Source organism: Streptomyces laurentii, from assembly GCF_040635425.1.
In the GTDB taxonomy this organism is placed as follows: domain Bacteria; phylum Actinomycetota; class Actinomycetes; order Streptomycetales; family Streptomycetaceae; genus Streptomyces; species Streptomyces laurentii.
Genome location: NZ_JBEYHT010000024.1, coordinates 13,174 through 32,734, shown reverse-complemented (window position 1 = coordinate 32,734; position 19,561 = coordinate 13,174). Strand labels below are relative to the sequence as shown.

At 72.9% G+C, this 19,561-nt stretch carries 14 protein-coding genes and 2 pseudogenes; 9 read left to right on the top strand and 7 right to left on the bottom strand.

The window, feature by feature from the left end; genetic code table 11:
* Window positions 1-149: 149 nt before the first annotated feature.
* Window positions 150-3,047 carry a vitamin B12-dependent ribonucleotide reductase gene (locus tag ABZ693_RS17255; protein ID WP_359877483.1) on the top strand — a complete coding sequence of 966 codons (2,898 nt, stop codon included), beginning with the start codon at window positions 150-152 and terminating at the stop codon, window positions 3,045-3,047.
* Between the two features lie 154 nt (window positions 3,048-3,201).
* Here ABZ693_RS17255 and ABZ693_RS17250 read toward each other — a convergent pair.
* A pseudogene (locus ABZ693_RS17250) lies at window positions 3,202-3,418 on the bottom strand (diadenosine tetraphosphate hydrolase); the annotation flags it as partial.
* 135 nt (window positions 3,419-3,553) lie between these two features.
* Window positions 3,554-4,078: a TerD family protein gene (locus tag ABZ693_RS17245; RefSeq protein WP_359877480.1), complete on the bottom strand. Its 525-nt coding sequence runs from the start codon at window positions 4,076-4,078 to the stop codon at window positions 3,554-3,556.
* A 213-nt stretch (window positions 4,079-4,291) separates the two neighbouring features.
* On the opposite strand from ABZ693_RS17245, the gene ABZ693_RS17240 reads away from it, so the two are divergent.
* On the top strand, window positions 4,292-4,897 hold the full coding sequence (locus ABZ693_RS17240) for a YdbC family protein (RefSeq protein WP_359877477.1): 606 nt from the start codon (window positions 4,292-4,294) through the stop codon (window positions 4,895-4,897).
* A 177-nt stretch (window positions 4,898-5,074) separates the two neighbouring features.
* Here the strand turns inward: ABZ693_RS17240 and ABZ693_RS17235 are convergent, their stop codons facing one another.
* Complete coding sequence (locus ABZ693_RS17235; protein ID WP_359877475.1) at window positions 5,075-5,734, bottom strand: TetR/AcrR family transcriptional regulator; 660 nt, start codon at window positions 5,732-5,734, stop codon at window positions 5,075-5,077.
* Window positions 5,735-5,907: 173 nt separating this feature from the next.
* On the opposite strand from ABZ693_RS17235, the pseudogene ABZ693_RS17230 reads away from it, so the two are divergent.
* The 3 genes and pseudogenes from ABZ693_RS17230 to ABZ693_RS17220 form a co-directional block, all read left to right on the top strand.
* A pseudogene (locus tag ABZ693_RS17230) lies at window positions 5,908-6,290 on the top strand (ATP-binding cassette domain-containing protein); the annotation flags it as partial.
* Between the two features lie 33 nt (window positions 6,291-6,323).
* Window positions 6,324-6,983, top strand: a complete 660-nt coding sequence (locus ABZ693_RS17225; RefSeq protein ID WP_359877472.1) for a histidine phosphatase family protein — start codon at window positions 6,324-6,326, stop codon at window positions 6,981-6,983.
* Between the two features lie 12 nt (window positions 6,984-6,995).
* Complete coding sequence (locus ABZ693_RS17220; protein ID WP_359877469.1) at window positions 6,996-7,907, top strand: ADP-ribosylglycohydrolase family protein; 912 nt, start codon at window positions 6,996-6,998, stop codon at window positions 7,905-7,907.
* Between the two features lie 20 nt (window positions 7,908-7,927).
* Here the strand turns inward: ABZ693_RS17220 and ABZ693_RS17215 are convergent, their stop codons facing one another.
* A complete protein-coding gene (locus ABZ693_RS17215; protein WP_359877466.1) occupies window positions 7,928-9,439 on the bottom strand; it encodes an MFS transporter in 1,512 nt (503 codons plus the stop codon).
* A 634-nt stretch (window positions 9,440-10,073) separates the two neighbouring features.
* On the opposite strand from ABZ693_RS17215, the gene rnhB reads away from it, so the two are divergent.
* Both rnhB and ABZ693_RS17205 read left to right on the top strand, forming a co-directional pair.
* Window positions 10,074-10,778, top strand: coding sequence for a ribonuclease HII (gene rnhB, locus ABZ693_RS17210; protein WP_359877463.1), 705 nt, complete (start codon window positions 10,074-10,076; stop codon window positions 10,776-10,778).
* Between the two features lie 169 nt (window positions 10,779-10,947).
* Window positions 10,948-11,565: a hypothetical protein gene (locus ABZ693_RS17205; RefSeq protein ID WP_359877460.1), complete on the top strand. Its 618-nt coding sequence runs from the start codon at window positions 10,948-10,950 to the stop codon at window positions 11,563-11,565.
* Window positions 11,566-11,685: 120 nt separating this feature from the next.
* Here the strand turns inward: ABZ693_RS17205 and ABZ693_RS17200 are convergent, their stop codons facing one another.
* Window positions 11,686-12,312: a hypothetical protein gene (locus ABZ693_RS17200; RefSeq protein WP_359877457.1), complete on the bottom strand. Its 627-nt coding sequence runs from the start codon at window positions 12,310-12,312 to the stop codon at window positions 11,686-11,688.
* A gap of 218 nt (window positions 12,313-12,530) precedes the next feature.
* On the bottom strand, window positions 12,531-14,714 hold the full coding sequence (locus ABZ693_RS17195; RefSeq protein WP_359877455.1) for a RecQ family ATP-dependent DNA helicase: 2,184 nt from the start codon (window positions 14,712-14,714) through the stop codon (window positions 12,531-12,533).
* Window positions 14,715-14,825: 111 nt separating this feature from the next.
* Here ABZ693_RS17195 and ABZ693_RS17190 point away from each other — a divergent pair, with 111 nt between their 5' ends.
* The gene (locus tag ABZ693_RS17190; RefSeq protein ID WP_359877452.1) at window positions 14,826-16,391 is read left to right on the top strand and encodes a DUF4192 domain-containing protein; all 1,566 of its coding nucleotides are present in this window, start codon (window positions 14,826-14,828) and stop codon (window positions 16,389-16,391) included.
* Window positions 16,392-16,569: 178 nt separating this feature from the next.
* On the top strand, window positions 16,570-18,669 hold the full coding sequence (locus tag ABZ693_RS17185; RefSeq protein WP_359877449.1) for a glycogen debranching N-terminal domain-containing protein: 2,100 nt from the start codon (window positions 16,570-16,572) through the stop codon (window positions 18,667-18,669).
* A 6-nt stretch (window positions 18,670-18,675) separates the two neighbouring features.
* On the opposite strand, the gene ABZ693_RS17180 is transcribed toward ABZ693_RS17185, so the two are convergent.
* A complete protein-coding gene (locus ABZ693_RS17180; RefSeq protein WP_359877620.1) occupies window positions 18,676-19,275 on the bottom strand; it encodes an MBL fold metallo-hydrolase in 600 nt (199 codons plus the stop codon).
* Between the last annotated feature and the right edge of the window lie 286 nt (window positions 19,276-19,561).

Below are 19,561 nucleotides of genomic sequence, written 5' to 3'. Positions count from 1 at the left end.
CGCCGTGCGGCCGGTGAAAGACATGCCCCGAGCGCCCCTGAGGCGTTCGTGGTGTTGGCAGTACAGACAGCAGCAGACAGCAGTACAGAGACGGAGCCCTGGAATTTTCCGGGCGCTGTAGGGTGTTTTGCCCGTATATGGGAGGCGGCATGACAGAGACGGCGAGCGGTCCGGCACGTGGTTCCCGAGCCAAGGGATCCAAGGCGGCCAGCAAGGGCCTGCGTATCGAGCGCATCCATACCACCCCCGGCGTGCATCCGTACGACGAGGTGAGCTGGGAGCACCGTGACGTCGTCATGACCAACTGGCGCGACGGCTCGATCAACTTCGAGCAGCGTGGCGTCGAGTTCCCCGACTTCTGGTCGGTGAACGCGGTCAACATCGTCACCAGCAAGTACTTCCGCGGGGCCGTCGGCACCCCGCAGCGCGAGACCGGTCTGAAGCAGCTCATCGACCGGATCGTCAAGACGTACAGCAAGGCCGGCGAGGATCACGGGTACTTCGCCTCCCCCGCCGACGCCGAGATCTTCGAGCACGAGCTGACCTACGCCCTCCTGCACCAGATCTTCAGCTTCAACAGCCCCGTCTGGTTCAACGTCGGCACCTCGCAGCCCCAGCAGGTCTCCGCCTGCTTCATCCTGTCCGTCGACGACTCCATGGAGTCGATCCTCGACTGGTACAAGGAAGAGGGCATGATCTTCAAGGGCGGCTCCGGCGCCGGCCTGAACCTCTCCCGTATCCGCTCCTCCAAGGAGCTGCTGTCCTCCGGCGGCAACGCCTCCGGTCCGGTCTCCTTCATGCGCGGCGCCGACGCCTCCGCCGGCACCATCAAGTCCGGTGGCGCCACCCGCCGCGCCGCGAAGATGGTCGTGCTCGACGTCGATCACCCCGACATCGAGGACTTCATCCAGACGAAGGTCAGCGAGGAGGAGAAGATCCGCGTCCTGCGCGACGCGGGCTTCGACATGGACCTGGGCGGCGACGACATCACGTCCGTCCAGTACCAGAACGCCAACAACTCGGTGCGCGTGAACGACGAGTTCATGACCGCGGTCGAGAAGGGCGGCCAGTTCGGCCTGCGTGCCCGTATGACCGGCGAGGTCATCGAGGAGGTCGACGCCAAGGCGCTCTTCCGCAAGATCGCCGAGGCCGCGTGGGCCTGTGCCGACCCGGGCATCCAGTACGACGACATGATCAACAACTGGCACACCTGCCCCGAGTCCGGCCGGATCACCGCGTCGAACCCGTGCAGCGAGTACATGCACCTGGACAACACGTCCTGCAACCTCGCCTCGCTGAACCTGATGAAGTTCCTTCAGGACGACGGCAAGGGCAACCAGAAGTTCGACGCCGAGCGCTTCGGCAAGGTCGTCGAGCTGGTCATCACCGCGATGGACATCTCCATCTGCTTCGCGGACTTCCCGACCCAGAAGATCGGCGAGAACACCCGCGCCTTCCGCCAGCTCGGCATCGGCTACGCCAACCTCGGCGCCCTGCTGATGGCGACCGGCCACGCGTACGACTCCGAGGGCGGCCGCGCCCTGGCCGGTGCCATCACCTCCCTGATGACCGGCACCGCCTACCGCCGCTCCGCCGAGCTGGCCGCCGTCGTCGGCACCTACGACGGCTACGCCCGCAACGCCGAGGCGCACAAGCAGGTCATGAAGCAGCACGCGGACGCCAACTCCGGCGCCGTGCGCATGGACGACCTGGACACCGCGGTGTGGGCCGCCGCCACCGAGGCATGGCAGGACGTCCTGCGCCTCGGCGAGAAGAACGGCTTCCGCAACTCCCAGGCCTCCGTGCTCGCCCCGACCGGCACCATCGGTCTCGCGATGTCCTGCGACACCACCGGCGTCGAGCCCGACCTCGCCCTGGTCAAGTTCAAGAAGCTGGTCGGCGGCGGCTCGATGCAGATCGTCAACGGCACCGTGCCGCAGGCCCTGCGCCGCCTCGGCTACCACGAGGAGCAGATCGAGGCGATCGTCGCCCACATCTCCGAGTACGGCAATGTGATCGACGCTCCCGGCCTGAAGACCGAGCACTACGAGGTCTTCGACTGCGCCATGGGCGAGCGCGCCATCTCCCCGATGGGCCACGTCCGCATGATGGCCGCGATCCAGCCCTGGATCTCCGGCGCCATCTCCAAGACGGTCAACATGCCGGAGACGGCGACCGTCGAGGAGGTCGAGGAGATCTACTACGAGGCGTGGAAGCTGGGCGTCAAGGCGCTCGCGATCTACCGCGACAACTGCAAGGTCGGCCAGCCGCTCTCCGCCAAGAAGAAGGAGGACGAGAAGGCCGAGGTCACGGCGAAGGCCGAGGAGACCATCCGTACCGCGGTCGAGAAGGTCGTCGAGTACCGTCCGGTCCGCAAGCGCCTCCCGAAGGGCCGCCCGGGGATCACCACCTCCTTCACCGTCGGTGGCGCCGAGGGCTACATGACCGCCAACTCCTACCCGGACGACGGTCTCGGCGAGGTCTTCCTGAAGATGTCCAAGCAGGGTTCGACCCTCGCCGGCATGATGGACGCGTTCTCCATCGCCGTCTCCGTCGGCCTGCAGTACGGCGTCCCGCTGGAGACCTACGTCTCGAAGTTCACCAACATGCGCTTCGAGCCGGCCGGCATGACGGACGACCCGGACGTGCGGATGGCGCAGTCGATCGTCGACTACATCTTCCGCCGCCTGGCGCTCGACTTCCTGCCGTTCGAGACCCGCTCCGCCCTCGGCATCCACTCCGCCGAGGAGCGCCAGCGTCACCTCGAGACCGGTTCGTACGAGCCGGCCGACGACGAGGTCGACGTCGAGGGCCTGGCCCAGTCCGCCCCGCGGGCCCAGGAGCCGGTGGCCGTCGCCGCGCCGAAGGCCGTCGAGGCCGCCCCGGCCGACGCCCCGAAGCAGGCGCACACCAGCGCCGAGCTGGTGGAGATGCAGCTGGGCATCCAGGCCGACGCCCCGCTCTGCTTCTCCTGCGGTACGAAGATGCAGCGCGCCGGCTCCTGCTACATCTGCGAGGGCTGCGGCTCGACCAGCGGCTGCAGCTGATCACCGCTGACGCGGGACGGAACGGGCGTCTTCCCCTGAGGACACCGATCCACGCCTGAGAAAGGGCGCCGACCATCGGTCGGCGCCCTTTCGGCTACTCAGGGGCAGGGGCAGGGGCAGGGGCAGGGGCAGGGGCAGGGGTCGCGACAGCGGTCAGTGCGTCCAGTTCGGTGCCGATGGCCCTCCGCTTCGGCCGTGGCAGATCCGACGAGCCGGCGCACGTCCGGCTCGTCGGCCGGCAACACCGCGTACCCCGGCAGGAACTGCACGTCCCCGATCACCGCGAACCCCACGTCCAGCCGCCGCAGCACGGTGGGGTTCTCGCCCCGCAGAGCGCTTCCGATCCGGTCCTCACGCCAGTCACCCGTCATGGCGGGAACCTCCAGCGAGGCGGCGAGGCGGCGAGGCGGCGGACAGGCCGAGGGGCCGGGCCCGCGGGGGGGCGGGCCCGGCCCCCGGTCGTTCCGGCGGCTACGCGCGCGTGGGCGGACGCGTGCCGAGGGCCGTTACGCGGCGCCCATCACGTCGCCGAACGAGCGCGGGTCCGTGTCGAAGCCGCGGAGCAGGGGGCGCCAGGTCCAGACGCCGGCTCCGTCGCGGGTGAACTCGACGACGGTCGCGGCGGTCGCGTCCGCCACCGACGCGAAGTCGTCGGTCAGCAGGTCGGTGTAGCCCTCGCGGACCCGGATCCCGGTGCCCGAGACCTGGCTGAAGGCGAGCCGTCCGGTGCCCTGCTGTATCGCCACTCCCACCACCACGCGCGTGTACTGCTCGGCGAGCCGCCCGAGTTCGACGGTCATCGCCTCGTCGTAGCCGAAGCCCTGTCCCGTACGGCTGTCGCGCTGGAGCGTGATGGTGCCGTCGGGGGAGCGGTGGTCGAAGTGGACCAGATAGGCGGGCGGTCCGTACGGGGCCTCCGCACCGTAGACCCCCGCGACGATGTCCAGGTCGTGGGCGGGGGCGCCGGACGGGCTGGGGTCCCACTTGAGCGCCACCTCGACCTTGTCGACCCCCTTGTTGAGTCCGCTCATCATGAATCCCCTCTCCGCGTACGGTTCTTGACGAGTCGTTCATAGTGTCATGCGGACAACCGATCAACATGCCATCGGGGTACGGCCGATACCGGCCCCCTTTTCCGTCCTGGATTTCGAACGTCGAACGGGGCTGTGGGGCGGTACGGGGGTGCGGTGAGCGGGTACGGCTGAGGTCTGACGGGGCGTCGTCCCGCCCCGTACCATGGCGCGGTGCTGGTCAAGTGGATTCGTTGCACCGTGGTGGACCGTCGAGGGTTCGAGCGGGGGCAGCGGAAGTGGGCGGGGCTGCCCGGCGAACCGGGGTTCCGGGGCCAGGGCGGCGGGTGGAGCCGGCGACGGCCGGATGTCGCCCATGTCTTCGGTTTCTGGGAGAGCCGGGCGTTCTACGACTCCTTCATGGCGCGGTCCCACGACCGGCTCGCGGCCGCCCAGGTCGGCACATACCGCGATATGCAGGTGAAGCTGTTCGATCACCGTTTCGACGTGAAGACCGGGTTCGAGCCGCGCTTCGCGGACGCCGACGTGGCCCGGGTCGCGCACTGCCGTGTGCGCGAGGACCGGGCCGAGCACTTCGCCCTCATGCAGGAGAAGGTCTGGAACCCGGCGATGGCGGGGTCCCCGGGCATGTTGCGCGGGCTGTTCGGGGAGGGCCCGGGGCCCGAGTTCCTGGTCCTGTCGATGTGGAACTCGGCGGCCGAGCACGGGAAGTACCGCGCGGAGCGGGTGGAACGCCTCGGTCTGCGGGCGCAGACCGAGGCCGATGTCGCGGCCATGACGGGGGACATCGTGGAGCTGGAGCAGGCTTGGGCGGTGTGATCCCGGCGCGTGCCGCGCGGGGGTGAGGGGCTGGCTGGGGTACGGAGTCCGGAGGGACCGGCCGGCGTGCGGAGGGACCGGCCGGGGTACGGATGGGCCGGCCGGGGTACGGGACGCGCGCCGGGTACGGAAGCGACGTCCGGCCCCCCAGCCCCCGGCGGCGATTGCTGCCGTGTCCTACGCCGGCGCGCCCGCGTCCTCGCTCGTGAAGGCGCCCGCCTCGACCGCGGCCAGGACCGTGCGCGCCGCCTGGTCCGCGATGCGGGTGTCCACCGGCTCGCGCGTGACGAACAACCGCAGGAAGAGCGGCGCGGAGACCGCCCGCACCACCGCTCCCGCGTCCGTGCCCGCCGGAGCCTCGCCCCGGGCCACCGCCCGGTCGACGACGCACGCGCAGCGCCGGAAGCGCTCCGCGTAGAAGGCGTGCAGCGACTCGGCGGCCCGCGGGGACTGGAAGGCGGCGGCCACGAACGCCGTCGGCGCCGCGGCCAGCGCCGGATCGGCGAAGGAGTCGGCCACCTCGCGCGCCAGCGCGCGCAGATCCCCGGCGAGGCTGCCGGTGTCGGGAGCCGTCCACCGGTCCTCGCCCGCGAGGGCGAGCGCGTCGGCGACCATGCCCTCGACGCCGCCCCAGCGCCGGTAGAGCGTCGTCTTGTGCACGCCCGAGTGCTCCGCCACGTATTCGACGGTGAGGGCCGGGTAGCCGTGCTCGGCCAGACCCGTCAGGACCGCGTCGCGGACCGCCGCGCGGGTACGGGCCGTGCGGCCGCCGGGGCGTCTGCTGCCGGGGGCGGGGCTGCTCGCGCCCCGCTCCAGAGGGCTCTGCGGATCGTTCAACTGCTACTCCCGTTGCGTTAGTGGCTTCGAGTGTGCCACACTCCGGGTAACGCGACAACGGTTGCGTTTATTCGTCCCTCGCCCAGGAGGCGCCCTTGCCCACGCAGATCTCGCTTCACGACGTGACCGTGACCCGCGGCGAACGGCTGCTGCTCGACCAGGTCTCGCTCACCGTGCGCCCCGGCGAGCGGCTGCTGCTCGACCAGGTCTCGCTCACCGTGCGCCCCGGCGAGCGGATCGGGATCGTGGGGGAGAACGGCGCGGGCAAGTCCACCCTGCTGCGGATACTCGCCGGGCCGACCTCACCGTCCCGGTCGGCAGCCTCTCCGCGGGCCAGCGCCGCCGCCTCGCCCTCGCGCGCCTGCTCACCCGCCCCGCCGACCTGCTGCTGCTTGACGAGCCCGCGAACCACCTGGCCCTCGGTCTCGTCGAGGAGCTGGAGCAGGCCCTGGAGCAGTGGGAAGGAGCCGTGGTCGTCGTGTCCCACGACCGCGAACTGCGCCGCCGGTTCACCGGCCGGATACGGCGCATGGACGGCGGACGCCTGGCCGACTGAGCCTGCCGCCGGGACACCGCCTAGGGTCGAGACATGGCACGACCGCGGCGCATCGTTCTCGTACGGCACGGAGAGTCCGAGGGCAATGTCGATGACACGGTGTACGAACGGGAGCCCGACCACGCGCTCGGGCTCACCGAGACGGGACTGCGCCAGGCGGCGGAGACGGGGGAGCGGCTGCGGGAACTGTTCGGCGACGAGCGGGTCAGTGTCTACGTCTCGCCCTACCGCCGCACCCACGACACGCTGCGCGCCTTCCGGCTCGACCCGGACCGGATACGCGTCCGGGAGGAACCCCGGCTGCGTGAGCAGGACTGGGGCAACTGGCAGGAGAGGGACGACGTACGCCTCCAGAAGGAGTACCGGGACGCCTACGGTCACTTCTTCTACCGCTTCGCCCAGGGGGAATCCGGCGCCGATGTGTACGACCGGGTCGGGGCGTTCCTGGAGAGCCTCTACCGCAGTTTCGAGGCGCCCGACCACCCGCCCAACGTCCTGATCGTCACCCACGGGCTGACCATGCGGTTGTTCTGCATGCGCTGGTTCCACTGGACGGTCGCCGACTTCGAGTCGCTGTCCAACCCGGGCAACGCGGAGACCCGGACCCTCCTGCTCGGCGAGGACGGAAAATACCGGCTCGACCGGCCGTTCGAACGTTGGCGAGTCCCGGAATCGTACGGTCCCACCGGATAGAGTTGCTGAGCGATGACCGCTGATTCCTCATTCGACCGGCGCTTCGACCGCGCCCTGGCCAGTCTGCGCGGACTGGCCGTGGGAGACGCCCTCGGCTCCCAGTACTTCGTCCCCGGCACCTACGCCCTCCTGAAGCGGCGAGAGACACCGGCCGGCCCCTGGCAGTGGACCGACGACACCGAGATGGCCTGTTCCGTCGTCGCCGTCCTGGCTGGCCACGGCCGCGTCGACCAGGACGCCCTCGCGTCGTCCTTCGCCCACCACCACGACTTCGACCGCGGCTACGGCCCCGCCGTCAACCGCATGCTCCGGCTCATCCGCGAGGGAGGGGACTGGCGCCGGCTCGCCGCGGAGCTCTTCGACGGCCAGGGCTCCTGGGGCAACGGCGCCGCCATGCGGATCGCCCCGCTCGGCGCCTGGTACGCCGACGACCCGGAGCAGGCGACCCACCAGGCCGAGATCTCCGCGTACGTCACGCACCAGCATCGCGAGGCGGTGGCCGGGACGATGGCCGTCGCCGCGGCCGCGGCGCTCGTCGCGAACCCCGCCGGCCCGCCCACGCCCGAGGCGCTGCTCGACGGCGTCGTCGCGCTGGTTCCGCGCAGCGCCGTGGGAGCCGGACTGCGCCGGGCCCGCGACATGCTCGACTACGGCGACGCCGGAACGGTCGCGGCGGTCCTCGGCAGCGGCCGGCGGACCAGCGCCCACGACACCGTGCCGTTCGCGCTGTGGTCGGCGGCCCGGGCGCTCGGCGACTTCGAGCGGATGTTCTGGACCACGGCGTCGGTCGGCGGTGACGTCGACACCACCTGCGCCATCGCGGGCGGTGTCGTGGCCGCGAGCCCGGCCGGCACCCCGCCGGCCGCATGGCTGGAACAGACCGAGGACCTGCCGGCCTGGGTCCCCACGGCGGCCCGCTCTTAGGTGACGGCGCGTCGGCCCGGTCAGGCGGCCGGGCCGGCCGCCTCCGCCTTCCCACGTAGGGCCGCCAGGTCGCTCTTGCGCACCCGGATCACCAGCGTGGCCGTGCCGAGCGCGACCAGCGCCATGACCACGGCGCCGGTGAACGCGCTGGAGATCCCCGCCGTCAGCACCTCGTGGGACCAGGGTGCGGGGAGCCGGCTCTCCTGCGCGAACGCTTCCTTCTGCGCGGGCGTCGCGTGCGTGAGGAAGTCCGGCGTCTGCTGCTTCGCCTCGGTCGCGCTCGCCGCGCCGAAGACCGTGACGAGGATCGACAGGCCGAGTGAACCGCCCACCTGTTCCATGGCGTTGAGCAGCCCCGAGGCGGCACCCGCCTCGTGCGGGGCGATGCCGGAGACGGCGGTGAGGGTGAGCGTCACGAAGTTGAGGCCCATGCCGAAGCCGAAGACGATCATTGGGCCGAGGACCCCGGCCACGTACGACGTGTCAGGGGTGAGGAAGCTCAGCCAGAGAAGGCCCGAGCCGGTGATCGCCGTGCCGGCCATCAGGAACGGCTTCGGGCCGAACAGGGGGAGGACTCGCTGGGCGAGCCCCGACCCCACGCCGATGGCCAGGGTGACCGGCAGGAACGCGACCCCGGCGCGGATCGGGCTGAAGCCGAGCACGTCCTGGAGGAACAGGACGATGAAGAAGAACATGCCCAGCATCGCGGCGGCCAGGCTGAGCATGATCACGTAGGTGCCCGCGCGGTTGCGGTCGGCGAACAGCCGCAGCGGGGTGATGGGTTCACGGGCCCGTGACTCGACGACGGCGAACGCGGAGAGCAGGAACACGGCGGAGACGAACGCCCCGAGCGTGAGGGCATCCGTCCAGCCCGCCTCCGCGGCACGGATGAACCCGTACACGAGCGCGGCCGTGCCGAGCGTGGACGTGAACGCGCCGGCCAGGTCGAAGCGGCCCGGATGCCGCGCCGACTCCGGGATGAAACGCGGCGTCAGGAAGGCGATGACCAGGCCGATCGGCACGTTCACGAACAGCACCCAGCGCCAGTCGAGCCATTCGGTGAGCATGCCGCCGGCCAGCAGTCCGACGGCGCCGCCGCCGGCCGAGACCGCCGCGTAGACGCCGAACGCCCGGTTGCGGGCCGGGCCTTCGGGAAACGTCGTGGTGATCAGGGCGAGCGCGGTCGGCGAGGCGATCGCGCCCCCGACGCCCTGGAGGGCGCGTGCGGCCAGCAGTTGCCACGGTTCCTGCGCGAATCCGCCGAGCAGGGAGCTGAAGGTGAAGACGAGGATGCCGATCAGGAACATCCGGCGACGGCCGAGGATGTCGCCCGCACGGCCGCCGAGCAGCAGCAGACCGCCGAAGGTGAGGGTGTAGGCGCTCAGCACCCACGACAGACTCGTGGTGGAGAAGTCGAGTGCGTCCTGGATGTGGGGAAGCGCGATGTTCACGATCGTCGCGTCCAGGATCACCATCAACTGGCACGCGGCGATGACGGCGAGGGCGACGCCCGGCCGGTCCCGATGGCGCATACGACCCGGAGGCGTACGGGTGTTCGTCCGAGTCGTTGTCACGGTGCAGCCCCCACGAAAAATGCGGTGAAGTGCCCCGTTGACCGTGTTTCACGGTAGTGAGTCCCCTTCGGGGCACGCAAGCGTTCACCGCCTGCCGGTACGGACGTGTCGCCCCGCTTCGAGCGGCGGCCACACAGGGAGGCGCGAGGTCATTCCCACCCCGACGCGCCCGGCAGTCGGAGCGGCGCGACACGGTGCGGTGAGATTCACGAATGCGACGAATGGCCCGCTCCGCGTCTCCGTGAGGTGATCGTCGCTGGGTCGACCGTTCCCTTCGGGCTCTTCTCCCGTGCCGTAGGCGCTATGGGGAACACGTCGGCGAGGGAGCCGCCCACGATGCGACCCGGGCGGTCGCGATGCCGAGCGCGGCACTGTGCGGGAGCGAAGAAGATCGGAGCGTGATCGGTGAGGCGATCGACGGGGCCGTGACGCCCGCATCACGGGGGCGGCCGAGCGGCCGAGCGGTGCCGTTTCCCGCCCCGCCGGGCGGGCGGTCCCGGCGCCGTCGCGAGCGGGTTTCGGACGGACCTGACGGACCACGGGGAATCCGGGTACCGAGCCGGGTACCTCTCGGCGTAACCTGTCAGGCGCCATGCCGTACGAACCACCCACCCACAGCGTCGAACGCTCGATCCGGGCCACCACCGGCGCCAAGATCATCGCCGGGGTCGACGAGGTCGGACGCGGGGCCTGGGCCGGTCCCGTCACGGTGTGCGCCGCCGTCACCGGCCTGCGCCGCCCGCCCGACGGGCTCACCGACTCCAAGCTGCTCACCCCCAAGCGCCGTACCGAACTCGCCGCCACACTCGAGGGGTGGGTCACCGCGTACGCGCTCGGTGACGCCTCGCCCGCCGAGATCGACGAGCTCGGGATGACCGCCGCCCTCCGGCTGGCGGCCGTCCGCGCCCTGGAGGGGCTGCCGGTCCGTCCCGACGCCGTGATCCTGGACGGCAAGCACGACTACCTCGGCAGTCCCTGGCAGGTGCGGACGGTGATCAAGGGCGACCAGTCCTGCGTCGCCGTCGCCGCCGCCTCCGTGATCGCCAAGGTCCGCCGTGACACGCTGATGGCCGAGCTGGAGCCCGAGCAGTACGCCGCGTACGCCTTCGGAGCCAACGCGGGCTACCCTTCCCCGGTCCACAAGGCGGCGCTGGAGGAGTTCGGGCCCACCCCGTACCACCGGCTCTCCTGGGCGTACCTCGACGCGATGCCCCGCTGGCGGCATCTCAAGAAGGTCCGCCTCTCCGCCGAGGCCGCCGCACTGGAAAGCGGGGGCCAGCTCGGCTTCGACTTCTGACGTCCGGCCCCCACGGCCGGCCACCTGTACTTCCGGCCCCTGAAACGGGGATCCGCCGGCGGACACCCCACCCGGGGAGCCGACCGGAAGACCTCATTCCACCGGGTCGGGGCGCCTGTGCGCCCACCCGCCGGAGCCCCACGCGACGGCGTTTGATAGACATCCACCCATGCCTCTCACCCCCGAGGAGCCTCAGATTCACGAGAGCGCCCAGGGTCCCCGCGCGGCCGCGTCCGCCGGCCGTCCCGTGCCGACCCCCCGACCCGTTCCCGGCCCGCGTACCGCGGCCACGCCCCGTCCCGGGCGACCTGTCCCCGGCCCTGCCCGGCCCGCGCCCCCGGCGGCCTCCGGAACCCGGACCGACGCCCCGGCGGAGAATCGTTCCGACCAGCGCGGCGAACCGCAGATCCAGCTGATACCGGCGCCCGTCGACGGAGCGCTCGACGCCGCCGAGGAAGCGGTGGACCTGCTGCTCGAGACCGGCCGCGCCCCCGGCGACGTGCTGGTGCTCACCACCGGCGAGCCGCACCCCTGGGCAGCGCACGAGCTGTCCTTCGGTGAGGACGCCTACTGGGCGCAGCAGGACACCCGCGAGGACGTGTTCTTCGCGGACGCCGCCTCCGCCGCCCGCGCCGCCACCCGTCCCGTGGTCGTCGTCGCCGTCAACGGCGGCTCCGACGAGGCCGTCGCGAGCCGGCTGCCCGAGGCGATGGGCCGGGCCTCCGCCCTGCTGATCGTCTGCGGTGACGCGCAGCGCGTGGGCGCCGTGCTCGGCGCCGGCGTCTGACCCCGCCCGTCCACCGTCCCGGCCGTCCTCGTGGCGGCCGGGCGGACGGGCCGTGTCTCCCGGCTCCCGCGAACTCCCCGTGCCGAGTGGCACCCCTGGGGGCGGTGGCCGGAGGGTCGCTCAGCGTGCGGCGGCCCGCCGCAGCGGTTCGGACGCCCCGCTCGCGATCCGCGGCGACGGCAGTTCGAACGCGCCGCTCTCACCCAGGGGCACCGGGCGTGAGCCGAGGTCGGGCCGGCGCCCGCCCCGTCCCTCGCCGACCACCTGCCAGCCCGACCGGGTGAGCGTGATGTACGCGCCGCAGCGCAGCCCGTGGAGCGTACAGGCGTCCCGCAGCCCCCACATCCAGGCCCCGTCCTCCTCGGTCCAGCGCTCGTCGCCCTCGCGGCAGTAGAGCAGCACCGCCGTCCGCACCGGAGTGCGACGCCGCAGATCGTGCGGGATCACCCGGCGCAGATGGGCCAGGAGAGCGTTGCGGAACTCCCAGCCGTCCGCGGGCGTGGACCGGCGGACGAAGGAAGCGCTGGCGGCGATCCGTTCCTCGTGATCGAGTACGGCCACCACCGCCGTCGACGGCGTGGGGAGATGGCGGGAGTGCAACCCGGTGACCACTTCACGCGGGTTGCGCAACAGCGGAATCCCCGCACCGGCCCACTCGGCCGGTTCGAGGGTCCGCGCGAGACGACTGGCCGACCCGGACGGGGAGCCGGCCGGAGCCGCCGAGGACGGAACGAATCCGAAGGTCACGATCCTCCCTTCGGATGTGCGTCGCCCGCGTCGCGGGCAGGGACGGGGCGAGGGCGCACCACGACACGGTCCAGTGGACCGCTGAGACGTCGTGCGGGGTGGATGGCCGATTCTTCCTGGCGTGTGCGCGGGCGGCAACGAGCAATTGGCCACGCCGACCGGAATGAACCGGTATGACGGTCATATCCCTGCCCGTCACACCCGGTTCGCTCCCCGTTTCACCCCTGGATGGCGAGCACCAGCGGAAACACTCCCTCCGCTCCCGCCCGGCGCAGCAGTCTCGCCGCCACCGCCAGCGTCCAGCCGCTGTCGGCGAGGTCGTCGACGAGGAGCACCGGGCCGCCCGCCGCGGCCAGCCGCTCCGCCAGATCGGCGGGCACGACCAGCGTCCGCTGCAGGCCGACCACCCGCTGCGCGCTGTTCGTACGGGAGATCCTCAGGTCCTCCGCCTCCGGCGCGTACTCCACCGAGCCCAGCAGCGGCATCCGCCCGATCTCCGCGATCCGGTGCCCGAGCGAACCCACGAGCCGCGGCCTGCGATGCGAGGCGACCGTCACCACACCGGCCGGCCGGGGCGCCGCGTCCGGTGCCCCCGAGGCCCAGCCCCCGGGTCCCTTCGCCCAGTCGGCGAGCACCCGCACCACGGCCTGCACCACGTCGTCCGGCACCTCGCCGTCCGGTGCGGCGTCCGCGAGCAGCGGCCGCAGCCGGTTGCCCCAGCCGATGTCCGAGAGGCGGCCGAGGGCCCGGCCCGGGGACGACTGCTCGCCCGCCGGGATGCGGCCCTTCAGATCCACGCCCACCGCGGCGAGTCCGGTCGGCCACATCTTGCGCGGCTCGACCTCGACCCCCGGCCGGCCCAGCTCGCCCCGCGCGGCGTCCAGCGAGCCGCCCGACACCTTCGCGTCGAACCGGGCCCCGGCGCAGTTGTCGCAACGGCCGCACGGCGCCGCCTCCGTGTCGTCCAGCTGACGGCGCAGGAACTCCATCCGGCAGCCGTCCGACGCCGCGTACTCCCGCATGGCCTGCTGCTCGGCCTCCCGCTGCCGGGCCACCCACGCGTACCGCTGGGTGTCGTACACCCACGGCCGGCCCGTACTCTCCCAGCCGCCCTTGACCCGCTTGACGGCCCCGTCCACGTCGAGCACCTTCAGCATCGTCTCGAGCCGGGTCCGGCGCAGTTCGACCATCGGTTCGAGCGCGGGCAGCGACAGCGGCCGGCCGGCCGCCGCCAGCACGTCGAGCGTGCGGCGCACCTGTTCCTCGGGAGGGAAGGCCACCGAGGCGAAGTACTTCCAGATCGCCTCGTCCTCCTTGCCCGGAAGCAGCAGCACCTCCGCGTGCGCCACCCCGCGCCCGGCGCGGCCCACCTGCTGGTAGTACGCGATGGGGGAGGAGGGCGAGCCGAGGTGCACCACGAAGCCCAGGTCCGGCTTGTCGAAGCCCATGCCGAGCGCCGAGGTCGCCACCAGCGCCTTGACCCGGTTGGCGAGCAGATCGTCCTCGGCCTGCTGCCGGTCGGCGTTCTCCGTCCGGCCGGTGTACGAGGCGACCGCGTGCCCGCACTGGCGCAGATGGGCCGTGACCTCCTCGGCCGCGGCGACCGTCAGCGTGTAGATGATCCCGGAGCCCGGCAGCTCGTCGAGATGGTCGGCGAGCCAGGCCAGCCGGTGCGCCGCGTCCGGCAGCCGCACCACCCCGAGGCTGAGGCTCTCCCGGTCCAGCGGCCCGCGCAGCACCAGCGCGTCCGTGCCCGCGCCGGTGCCCAGCTGCTCGGCGACGTCCGCGGTCACCCGGGCGTTGGCGGTCGCCGTCGTGGCGAGCACCGGCACTCCGCCCGGCAGGTCCGCGAGCATGGTCCGCAGCCGCCGGTAGTCGGGCCGGAAGTCGTGTCCCCAGTCGGAGATGCAGTGCGCCTCGTCGACCACGAGCAGCCCGGTCGCGGCGGCCAGCCGCGGCAGCACCTGGTCGCGGAAGTCGGGGTTGTTGAGACGCTCGGGCGAGACGAGCAGCACGTCGACCTCGCCCGCCGCCACCTCCTCCTGGACGGTGTCCCACTCCTCGGTGTTCGACGAGTTGATCGTGCGCGCGCGGATGCCCGCGCGGGCGGCCGCCTCCACCTGGTTGCGCATCAGCGCGAGCAGCGGGGAGACGATCACGGTGGGGCCGGCGCCGCGCTCGCGCAGCAGCGACGTCGCGACGAAGTACACGGCCGACTTGCCCCAGCCGGTCCGCTGGACGACCAGCGCCCGGCGTCCCTCCGCGACCAGGGCCTCGATGGCACGCCACTGGTCCTCGCGGAGTCTCGCCGTCCCTGTCGGGTCCGAGACGAGACGGGCGAGCACGGCGTCGGCGGCCGTGCGCAGGGCGGTGCGGTCCTCGGTGTGGTCTGCGTGGGTCATGCCCCCATGCAACCCGATGACTACGACAATGCGCGAATGGGCCGTCCAGCCTGTGGATAACGTTATCCACAGGGCTTTCGCGATCGGTGGTGTCTGCGGGACTGTCGGGCCATGACCGAAATTCCCCACCAGAGGCGTACATTCGCCGCGTCCCAGCCGATCGCCCTGCGCGGGCCCGCCGAGCTGGCCGACGCCCTGCCCTTCATGCTCGGCTTCCACCCCAGCGACTCGATCGTGCTCGTCGCGCTCCACGGTGAGCACGGGCGCTTCGGCGGCCGGGTCAGGGTCGGCATCCCGTCATCGCCGCGGGAATGGGCCGCCCTCGCCGGCTGCCTGGCCGAATGCCTCGTCGAGGGCTCCGCCCGGCGTGGTGAGCGCCCCGACGGCATCGTCGGCTTCCTCTGCCAGGAACCCGGCCGCGGCGAGACCGGCCGATGGGTGATGGAGCGGCTGCGGCCGCTCGCCCAGAGCCTGCGGGTCGCCTGCGGCACGCTCGACGTCCCTGTCCACGAAGTCCTCTGCATCTCCGACGGCCTGTACTTCTCCTACTGCTGCCCCGACAACTCCCGCTGCTGCTCGCCGGACGGCACACCCCTCGCCCTCTCCGGTACGTCGGTGATGGCGGCGTCCGCCGCCTATGCGGGGCTTCAGGTACGCGGCACCCTCAAGGACCTGGAGGCCCGGCTGAAGCCCGGCGGGCCCGCGGCCGACGCGGCGGCCCAGCGCGCGGCGCTGAACGACGCGGCGGCCGTCATCGTGCCCAGGATCCTCGACGGAGTGTCGGGCACTCTCGCACGGCAGGAGACGCGCGACACCACGCTGGCCCTTCTCCACCGGCTCGTCGAGCGGTTCGCCGAAGCTTCCGCCGCGGAGGCCCCGGCGGAGCGCACCGGTGCGGGCCTGGCCCTCCTGCTGTCCGGGCCCGCCCGGGAGGACGCCCGGGACGACGCGCTGATCAGCCCGGACGAGGCCGCCACTCTGGTTCTGGGACTCCAGGACCGCGACACCCGCGACCGTGCGGCCGAGTGGATGGAGGGACCCGAGGCCGCCCCCGCCCTGCGAATCTGGAGCGCCCTCGCGCGCCGCTGTGTCGCCCCGTACGAGGAGTACGCGGCGGCGCCGCTGACCCTGGCCGGCTGGGTCGCGTGGTCCACCGGCGACACCCCGCTCGCCCGGGTCGCGCTCAGCCTCGCTCTGGAGGCCGACCCCCACTACCTGTTCGCCCGGCTGCTGCATCAGGCGTGCAACGAGGGGCTGGACCCGGAATCGCTGCGCGACTGCCTGCGCAGGGAGCGGGACGCGCGGATCGCGGTGGAGCAGGAGCGGCAGGAGCAGCCGGGCGCCCGCGACCGTGAAGCCGAAGCCGAAGCCGAAGCCGAAGCCGAAGCCGATGGCGATGGCGACGGCGACGGCCAGAGCGTGGACCAAGACCAAGACCAGGACCAGGACCAGGACCAGGACCAAGACCAGGACGAGGGCAGCGAGCCGGCCCATGCCGACGACCGGGAGCGGGCGCTGCGGCGGGCCCGTCTGATCGCGCGGCGGAACGCGCGCCAAGCCGGCTTGCGCAAGGCGGGCTCCGCCCGGCCGCCGGCGCGCGCCGACGCGGCCCCCAAGCCGCCGAAGAACCCGACCGGACGCCGGACCGGGCGGCGCGGCGCGAGGAACGGCGGATGACGGCCGTGACCCGGCGCCCCGCCTCGGCGTTCACTTGGATGGCGGTATCGCGGGAGCGGTGGCGCCGACCCGTGGCCGCCCCGGCGGACCGCCGGGACCGTCCGAGCGGCCCCGGCCCCGGCCCTCGCCGGACCAGGGCGGGCCGCCCGGACCGCACAGAGAGCCCTGTACCCCCGCCATGGCCATCAGTCCCGCCCAGGCCCCCGGATCCTCCGTCGGGCACCCGTCCCGCACCGGAACCCCACCCATGGGGCCGGGAGCCGGGGCTACCCGTCCCACTGACCTGCCCACCACCCACGACACCCTCATCGGCGTCGCCCTGCCCGCCCTCGCCATCAGTCCCCGGCACGGCCAGCTCACCGGGGCCGGTCTCGAAGGGGTCTTCCTCTCCGGGCGCCGGCTCCTCGCCCGCTGCGTCCTGCGGGTCGCCGGCCGCGCGCCCGTCCCCCTCCAGGGCCGCGCGATCACGGCGGACCAGGCCGAGTTCGTCGGGGTCCTGCGTGCACCCGGCGACACCGGCCCCGACCCGGGGCTGGCCGTCGAACGGGTCCGGGCCGCCGACGGGACGGAGCGGATCACCCTGCGCAGCTCCGCCCCCCGGCCGCTGCGGATCCGCGTGGAGATCGCTCTGGGCACGGATCTCGCGGACCTGCGCGCGGTGGCGTCGGGGCGGCCGGGCCCCGAGCTCACCGCCGCCGTCCACGGCAGCGGGCTGCGCTGGACCGCCGACGACGGCGCCGCCGTCGCCGTTCTGGCGGACCCTCCGCCCAGCGAGGCCCTCGCGGCGACCGGACTGCTCCGCTGGGACCCCGAACTGGCCCCCGGCGCGAGTTTCGTCCTCACCCTCCGGCTCCGCGCCGACCGGGCCGCACCCCCTTCCGGCCAGGGCCGCGCGACGGGGTCCGGCACGGGACCCGGACTCGGAACCGGCGCGGGCGGCCGGGTCGGCGGGCACTTCTTCTCCGAGGCCGTCGCCGAAGGGGACGACGCCCGGCTCGGGCTGTTATTGCGGGCCTCCGTCGCCGACCTGCGCGCCTTACTCCAGCGCGACCCGGCCCATCCCGCCGACGTCTACCTGGCCGCCGGAGTGCCCTGGCGCTGCGGATCCGTCACCGCCGAGGCCCTCTGGGCCGCCCGTATGGCCCTCCCGCTCGGGACCCGGCTCGCCGCGACCACCCTGCGGGCCGTGGCCCGCGCCCAATGCGGCGGTACGGGGCCGGAGGCGGGACGGATGCGCGGCCCGCTCCGCGACGCCGGACCCCATCTGCCGCCCCGCTGCACCGGTGTCGAGGCCACCCTCGCCTTCCCCGTCGTCCTCGCCGAGGCCCGCCGCTGGGGCCTGCCGGACCAGGACCTCGCGGAGCTGCTCCCCGTCGCGGAGCGGTGTCTCGGCTGGCTGCGCGGATCCCTCGACGCCCACGGATGTGTGCCGGACCCGTGGCCCACCGGCCAGGCCCGGGCCGAGACCCAGGCCCACGCGCACCGGGCGGCCCTGCTCGGCGCCGATCTGCTCGACGCCTGCGGACGGCCCGGCGGAGAGGAATGGCGGGAGTGGGCGTGGGGGCTGCGCGAGCGGTTCCGGGCCCGTTTCTGGCTCGACGATCCGTCCGGTGGCCGGCCCGTGCTCGCGCTCACGTCCGACGGCCGGCCGCTGTGCCAGCTCGGGAGCTGGGCCGCGCACCTGCTGGACACCGGGCTCGCCGAGACGGGCTGGTACGCCCCCGGACTCCTCGACCGGGCCCGGACCGAACGGCTCGCCCGGCTCCTGGTGACTCCCGCGCTCGACTCCGGCTGGGGGCTGCGCGGCCTCGGCGCGAAGGAGCAGGGGCACAATCCGTTCGGACACCGCTCGGGAGCCGTACGGGTGCACGAGACCGCCGTCGCGGTCGCCGGGCTGGCGGCGGCCGGTCACGAGAGCGAGGCGGCCGGGCTGCTGCGCGGGCTGCTCGACGCAGCCGAGGCCTTCGACCACCGGCTTCCCGAGATGTTCGCGGGCCAGCGGCGTACCCCCGGTGTCACGCCGGTCGCGCACCCGGCGGCTTGCAGGCCCGCCGCCGTCGCCGCGGCGGCCGGGGTGTACCTGGTCACCACCCTGGTCGGCGTACGCCCGGACGTGCCCGGCCGCACGGTGGCCCTGCAACCGTTGCGTTCGGCGCCGTTCGGCGAGGTCCGGCTGTCCGGGCTGGTGGTCGCGGGCGAACCGTTCGCGGCCCGCGCCGGCCGCTTCGGCCTCGGCATGGTCGAGGAAGCCGCCCCCGGTCTGCAGCTGGGTGTCTGACGGGGATCACGCGCCGGCGGGAGGGGCGAAGCGGGCGAACTCCCAGGGATCGTGCGCGCTGAAGACCGTCACCCGGTCCCCGTGGTCGCGGTGGAGGGCGCGCAGCCGGTCGAGCGTGGCGACGAGGGCCTCGGCATGGGTCTGCGCGCCGTGCTGGATCGGGGCGAAGACGGGGTGGGACAACGGCGGGGTCCGCTCGATCTCGCCGTGGTACATGTACGCGTCGCCCGCGTGCAGAAGCCACTGTCCGGCATCGTCGCGGACGGCGACGCCCGCGTGCCCCGCGGAGTGGCCCGGCAGGGGCACCAGCAGCAGTTCGCAGGCGAGCCCTCGCGGACGTGCCACCCCCGGGAAGCCCAACCACGCCGTGTCCTCGTCCGGGACGGCGGGCGTCAGCAGCGGGCCGTGCGCCCGGTGCGCCGGCATGAAGCGGTCGAGGCTGTGCCGGTGGTGCGGGTGCCCGGGATCCGTGACGGCCTGGTACTCGGCGGGGTGCACATGGACCCGCGCGTGCGGAAGGTCCGGCAGCCCTCCGGCGTGGTCGCGGTGTAGATGGGTGAGCACGATGTGGCGTAGGTCCCCCGGCGCGTAGCCGAGGCGGACGATCTGCCGCAGCGCGCTTTCCTCCGGGTCCCGTGCGCTCGGCGTACGCCACCCAGTCCGCGCCCAGAGCCCCTTCGGGGTCGTTCAGGTCGGCGGTGCCCAGCCCGGTGTCGACCAGAACCAGCCCGTCCGCGTCCGTCTCGATGAGCAGGCAGTGGCACACGGTGGCCCGTCGATCGGCCGTGGCCTCCGGCGGGCCCTCCCCGACGAGCGGGGGAACCTTCCGGAGGGAGCCGCAGTTCAGGTGATGGATACGCATGAGGACCCCCGGGAGAAGCGGGCGGACTGT

Excerpts from the sequence above, each read along its gene's own strand:
- ABZ693_RS17255 (WP_359877483.1), top strand. The coding sequence starts at position 150 with ATGACAGAGACGGCGAGCGGTCCGGCACGTGGTTCCCGAGCCAAGGGA.
- ABZ693_RS17245 (WP_359877480.1), bottom strand. The coding sequence starts at position 4,078 with ATGAGCGGACTCAACAAGGGGGTCGACAAGGTCGAGGTGGCGCTCAAG.
- ABZ693_RS17225 (WP_359877472.1), top strand. The coding sequence starts at position 6,324 with ATGGCACGACCGCGGCGCATCGTTCTCGTACGGCACGGAGAGTCCGAG.
- ABZ693_RS17220 (WP_359877469.1), top strand. The coding sequence starts at position 6,996 with ATGACCGCTGATTCCTCATTCGACCGGCGCTTCGACCGCGCCCTGGCC.
- ABZ693_RS17215 (WP_359877466.1), bottom strand. The coding sequence starts at position 9,439 with ATGCGCCATCGGGACCGGCCGGGCGTCGCCCTCGCCGTCATCGCCGCG.
- rnhB (WP_359877463.1), top strand. The coding sequence starts at position 10,074 with ATGCCGTACGAACCACCCACCCACAGCGTCGAACGCTCGATCCGGGCC.
- ABZ693_RS17205 (WP_359877460.1), top strand. The coding sequence starts at position 10,948 with ATGCCTCTCACCCCCGAGGAGCCTCAGATTCACGAGAGCGCCCAGGGT.
- ABZ693_RS17195 (WP_359877455.1), bottom strand. The coding sequence starts at position 14,714 with ATGACCCACGCAGACCACACCGAGGACCGCACCGCCCTGCGCACGGCC.
- ABZ693_RS17190 (WP_359877452.1), top strand. The coding sequence starts at position 14,826 with ATGACCGAAATTCCCCACCAGAGGCGTACATTCGCCGCGTCCCAGCCG.
- ABZ693_RS17185 (WP_359877449.1), top strand. The coding sequence starts at position 16,570 with ATGGCCATCAGTCCCGCCCAGGCCCCCGGATCCTCCGTCGGGCACCCG.